Origin of the sequence: Nitrosomonas sp. Nm58, from assembly GCF_900107335.1 — a bacterium.
In the GTDB taxonomy this organism is placed as follows: domain Bacteria; phylum Pseudomonadota; class Gammaproteobacteria; order Burkholderiales; family Nitrosomonadaceae; genus Nitrosomonas.
Window position 1 is genome coordinate 1 of the sequence record NZ_FNPQ01000087.1, and the last position, 5,074, is coordinate 5,074.

At 45.4% G+C, this 5,074-nt stretch carries 5 protein-coding genes; 1 reads left to right on the forward strand and 4 read right to left on the reverse strand.

Features of this window, described 5'->3' with window-relative positions; all coding sequences use genetic code 11:
- Positions 1 to 164 precede the first annotated feature (164 nt).
- The 3 genes from BLW34_RS17185 to BLW34_RS14845 all read right to left on the reverse strand — a co-directional run bounded on the left by BLW34_RS17185 (position 165) and on the right by BLW34_RS14845 (position 2,721).
- Positions 165 to 527: an NrfJ gene (locus tag BLW34_RS17185; RefSeq protein ID WP_256203827.1), complete on the reverse strand. Its 363-nt coding sequence runs from the start codon at positions 525 to 527 to the stop codon at positions 165 to 167.
- A gap of 20 nt (positions 528 to 547) precedes the next feature.
- A complete protein-coding gene (locus tag BLW34_RS14840; RefSeq protein WP_256203828.1) occupies positions 548 to 2,101 on the reverse strand; it encodes an alginate export family protein in 1,554 nt (517 codons plus the stop codon).
- Positions 2,102 to 2,352: 251 nt separating this feature from the next.
- On the reverse strand, positions 2,353 to 2,721 hold the full coding sequence (locus BLW34_RS14845) for a Spy/CpxP family protein refolding chaperone (protein ID WP_143037970.1): 369 nt from the start codon (positions 2,719 to 2,721) through the stop codon (positions 2,353 to 2,355).
- A 175-nt stretch (positions 2,722 to 2,896) separates the two neighbouring features.
- Between BLW34_RS14845 and BLW34_RS14850 the strand changes: the two genes are divergently transcribed.
- Complete coding sequence (locus tag BLW34_RS14850) at positions 2,897 to 4,342, forward strand: IS1380 family transposase (RefSeq protein WP_090581235.1); 1,446 nt, start codon at positions 2,897 to 2,899, stop codon at positions 4,340 to 4,342.
- Between the two features lie 196 nt (positions 4,343 to 4,538).
- On the opposite strand, the gene BLW34_RS14855 is transcribed toward BLW34_RS14850, so the two are convergent.
- Positions 4,539 to 4,739, reverse strand: a complete 201-nt coding sequence (locus tag BLW34_RS14855; RefSeq protein WP_090581229.1) for a hypothetical protein — start codon at positions 4,737 to 4,739, stop codon at positions 4,539 to 4,541.
- Positions 4,740 to 5,074 lie beyond the last annotated feature (335 nt).

Genomic DNA, 5,074 nt, shown 5'->3' on the forward strand with positions numbered 1-5,074 from the left:
AGAAAAAAATAGCTTCAAAAAACAATCGAAATACTTGCGGTCCTTTAAAAACAGAATCTCAGACTGAAAGTGCCGTATTTTTCAACGGCCTGCTAAAGCTTCAAATAAACATACTTAACAGGTAGAGAAATCAATCACATGATCTGGAAGATCATTGCTCCGGGTTATTGAGAAACCTTTACTTTGGTTGAGGTCACAAAGATAAGCCGGTCAAATGTCCGATTCAGGGTTTTGCTGGTAAAGTTATGCATCGACATATTTTCAACAAAGCGGATATGATCACCAACATTGACTTTGGTAGTAGGCGCTGCAATCCAGAAACGCTTGCCACCATTTTCCAGTTCCATATAGGTATAGCCAGTAGTATCCAGTACCGATACGACTATACCTTCATCACCTGGTAATTTCTCTGCTTTAGCGGATGAAGTATTTGCGACATTTTTGTCAGTCTGATCGGAGAAAACAGATGCCGGTTCCAGTAAAAAGGTCGTAAAGGCGAGAGTCATAATCAATAGCAGTTTTTTCATTGTTTTATTTTTCTTAAAAATCAGAAACGGAAAGTATATTGAGTATAGAAGAAATCAGGTGAAATGCCAGGTCGCCGATTTTCAATAAAATTACCTGTGAATAGTTTGGAATATCCGACGAGCACGTCGTGATGGCGACTTACATGAAAATTCACACGGAAATCAATTTCATCACCGATATGGCTACCTGATTGCCCTGTTGCATCGCGCAAAGTTCCCATGCCAGCAGCATTGTAAAGAAAATCACGCTTGTTTGCTAAATAAAATCGATGATACTGTGCGATAAATGTGAACCAGGGTTGAGGATGTAACGTTACTTGCGCATTGAAATCATGCATGTTCTGACGTCCCACCTGATCCATATATCCTAGATAATAATGTCCAAATGGAAAAAGTTGATTAAACGTGTTTGTTCTACCATCTTGCGGGTTGCTGTCGCCGGAGGCGAAATCATAGCGTAACCAAAACTGGGGGTTCATAGGAAAGGGAAGATGATATCCTACACCCGAAGCTACCGCAAAAGCTGATATATCAAGATGGGAACGTCTGCCAAACTGGTACATTCCTTCAAGTTCGTATAAAAACCGGTTGTAATCACCTGCTATCCGTCCTCCCACAGTTTGTAAGACTGAATCGCCTTGCAAGATATTGCCACTCAGAATATCTGCCGACTTAACAACTCGGTTATCAATCAAACTGAGAATATATAGATCGAGCAATTGACCTTTCATTGGTTTATACGTGCCCCATAAGCCAAAAAAATTCCGATCAAAGTCCCAATTATCGAACTCATTCTTCTCTGTTGTCATAGGCCTCATAAAAAAGGCATCCAAGTCAAAAGCAGGGGTACGCCAGGATGTCTTGATACCTTGAAAGGTTCGACGTGTGTTGGCCCAGTCTAAAGTAGAGATCAGTCTTTGAGAGCCATAAAGTAATTCTTGTCGACCGATCCGCATATACGCCGGGCCATCCAGGAACTGTCCTAACTTGATATCTGCGAAAAGATTCAGCATATCAGTATAATTTTTATCAATGGCTAACGCAGGTAAATCTTGACCGGAGGTGCGCGCATCTAGGAATTCAGCAAATAATCTAAATCTGTCCTGATACCAAAGATCTGCATGGAAACGTGTGCGAAATAGATGATATCTATTGTCAGCATCAGGTGCATTAGCATTACTAAAACGCATATCCGTTTCGTGCATGTATCGGTACCAGAATTGACCCCCAAAGGAGAGTAGCCAGTCATCATTTAGATGAATACGTTTGAGTGGATCAAAAAAATCTTTTTCATGATCAGGTTTTTCGAGGTAGCGAAAATCAATATCAAACGCAGAGGTTGGAAGCAATGCAGAAGGAGCATAGGGAGAAATCGGCGGAGTTTCGCGTTTATTTCCCGTGATTAAATCCCAGAGTGAATAATAACCAGGACCAGCAGGCGGTATCCCGAAAATTCCTACGCGCGGCAGTGCTGTTACTGGAGGTGTTTGTGACCAGTTAAAGTTCTGGCTAGTCGAATCTGTAGATTCTGCAGAGTGAGCCTGAAACGTGACAGCAGTGGTTACTAAACTCAAAATTAGTTTCAGGAAATAAATTCTTGCTAGAGAGCAAAATTTTAACTTGATACCTCTGAAAGAGGTAGATGAAAACATTATTTAGTTACCCTCCCCGGTATTTTTATATTCAATCAATATTTCTTGGCAATTGAACAAAAATTATATTTTTTTGATTTTGATGCATATTTTAACAAAAATTTATTGAAACCAAATAAAAGATGCTTCTCCATTATTTTTGCTTTTTTAAGTTACATTTTTCAGCAGACTGCTTATTTTCTCGATACTGTCTGTATCGAAGATAGTGGATGAGCAATGAGGAAAAATTTGTAGCCGCTATGAAGTAAATACTCGTGAAGGAAGTGTAATAGTTTTTCCATTTGATCGAGTGTCAAAATATCATGTACAGCCTTGCGTTCTTTTATATGATACTCAACCATTGCAGTAAAAGCGTCTGCATACACTTTACCTAATTTACGTAGCGTCACATCTTCAGTGCCAGGTTGCATTTTTGCTTTTCGAAAAGCGTGGTGGCTTTTGTGCATCTTTTCTTTAATTTTTTCATGTTCTTTTGCGTCTTGCATGTGTAGGCGGGCGATTTTGCCGAGCTGTTCGTTACTAAGCTGGCAGTGCATCCGCATGAGATGCAATCATGTGAGCATAGCTATGGCCATGCGGCATCATCATGTGACCATGCATTCCATCGCCATAACAATCACAATCACCATCTTTAATCTGAACATTGCATAAATCGGACAAATAATGCTCCAAGCGTTTGATATAATGGGAATTACTGAGAGACTGTTTCGTAAAAAAATGCCTGCAATTGCTCGCCCCGCTGCCAATTCTGTCCCAGAACAACTCTGCTTTAATTCCATTCCCGGCTTCACAGTTCGCGCCGACTTTGCTGGAGGGGAGCTCTCCTCTGATTTTGGTGCAGTGGTATTGGATGCAGTCGATCATCGTATCGGCCTGATAGATTGCCTGACTGCCGGCGATTTCCGGCCCACGCGATGCGCGCTATATCCTCACCTCCTGCGGGATTTGCTGAAACAGCGCGTATTTCAAATTACCTCAGGTTATGAAGACGGCAATGATACCGATACCTTGCGCGCCGACCCGCTGTTTAAGCTGGCGGCAGGGCGCGCACCGCTGGATACCGGTAATCCATTGGCTTGTAGCGCAACACACTCCCGCCTGGAGGGATCGCTGCGCCGCAGCGACCTCTATCGGGTAGCCAGAGCACTGATCGAACAGTTTGTCGCCACTTACAGCGAGGCGCCGAGCAGCATCACGCTGGAGATTGATCATACCGATGATGCAGCGCACGGTCAGCAGGAGCTTGCCTTTTACAATCATTACTATGGGCACTATTGCTACCTGCCACTGCTGGTGTTTGAGGCTGAGTCAGGCGCCTTGGTGGCTTCCGTGCTACGCCCCGGTAAGCGCCCAACGGGTGCCGAGAATGCCATGATCATGAAGCGAGTGCTGCATGTTTTGCGCCAGCACTGGCCGCATACCCACATCCTGCTGCGCGGCGATGGGCATTTCTCCAATCCAGAGCTGATGAAGTTGATCAGTGAAATTGGCAATGCCGATTTCATCTTTGGCTTGGGCGGCAACGCCGTATTGTCCGCCAAAGCTGAGGGACTGATGAGGAATGCGCGCGGTCATCTTGCGTTGCATCAGTCGATGGCTGCTCAAGGGATGGGGCCGGTCGTGTCGTCAGTGCGCCTGTTCGGTGAATTCGACTATGCTGCCAAATCCTGGCCGCAAGCGCATCGCGTGGTGCTCAAGGCCGAGGTGCTGGCAGGGAACACCGGGCGGCCAGCCGCAGATAATCAGCGTTACGTGGTCACGTCGCTGCGCAGTTCCACTCCCGGCGCACTCTACCAGCAGGTGTATTGCCAGCGCGGACAAGCGGAGAATTGGATCAAACAAGTGAAGGCCGATTTGAAGTCAGACCGCACCTCGGCTTCAAGCTTCTTCGCTAACTTTGCACGCCTATTACTGACGGCCGCAGTTTATGTCCTGCACCAGCAGCTGCGCGTTTTGGGCTTGCACGATGATACCGAACTGGCGAGCACACAGCCAAAGACAGTCATCCTTTCGCTGTTCAAGATTGCCGTACGCGTCAAACAATACAAAGACCGGGTGTTGCTACACCTACCCAGCGCCTGTCCGGTCAGGGCGCTGCTGACAAAAGTCTGTCAACGACTCGTCTCAGCCCGCAGGAAATCTGCCATGCTAGCCTCTCCATAACCCGGCACGTCCGGCTCACGAGACGATGCCACCCCCTTCCCAATAACCAGTTCACGCTCAACCTTGTCGCTAGGGGTAGGGGAGATATCGCCTAAAAATCAAAAAATAAGGGGGGTGGAAACCAGAGAAGGTAACAGAAAATTTATGCAACGTTCAGGTTAGTCTCCTTCCCACATTTAACGCAAATAGGGCCTCTTTAAAATACCGGATCATGCCGGTCATGCCGGGTTACTTCCGCCTGCTCAAAACGGTTTGCGCCACACCAGATTAAAAGCATGAACTGCAGAAGCAACTGAATGGGTGCATAACCTCGATTACTGCCAGGCTGCGGCAAGCCACAGCTTGCCGCAGCCACATTGAATCCAATCCGATCCAGCATCCGCTTCATCAACCCCATGCCACACCCCAGGTCGTTATCTCTTTATCGGTAAAGCGAAGCTCAAAATCCACGAAAATCCTCCGGAAGAAAACGTGCGCCAATCGGACTAAACTAATTCAGTAAATTATCTTTGTTTTTAATAACTTATTCTAATGGCTTCCATTGGAAAATTTCCCTAATGGAAAATCTGAGTTTAAGAAGCTGCCTGGCAAAACGATTTCCATTAGAATCAAGTATTTTTTGATAGTAAGCTAAGAAATGTCATACAAAACGGATATAAATGATGAGGAATGGAACTTGATAAAAAAGAGTTTGATCCTGTCAGCAAACGAGGCAATAGCCATAAACATAGC

Excerpts from the sequence above, each read along its gene's own strand:
- BLW34_RS14855 (WP_090581229.1), bottom strand. The coding sequence starts at position 4,739 with ATGGGGTTGATGAAGCGGATGCTGGATCGGATTGGATTCAATGTGGCT.
- BLW34_RS14845 (WP_143037970.1), bottom strand. The coding sequence starts at position 2,721 with ATGCGGATGCACTGCCAGCTTAGTAACGAACAGCTCGGCAAAATCGCC.
- BLW34_RS14850 (WP_090581235.1), top strand. The coding sequence starts at position 2,897 with ATGCCTGCAATTGCTCGCCCCGCTGCCAATTCTGTCCCAGAACAACTC.
- BLW34_RS17185 (WP_256203827.1), bottom strand. The coding sequence starts at position 527 with ATGAAAAAACTGCTATTGATTATGACTCTCGCCTTTACGACCTTTTTA.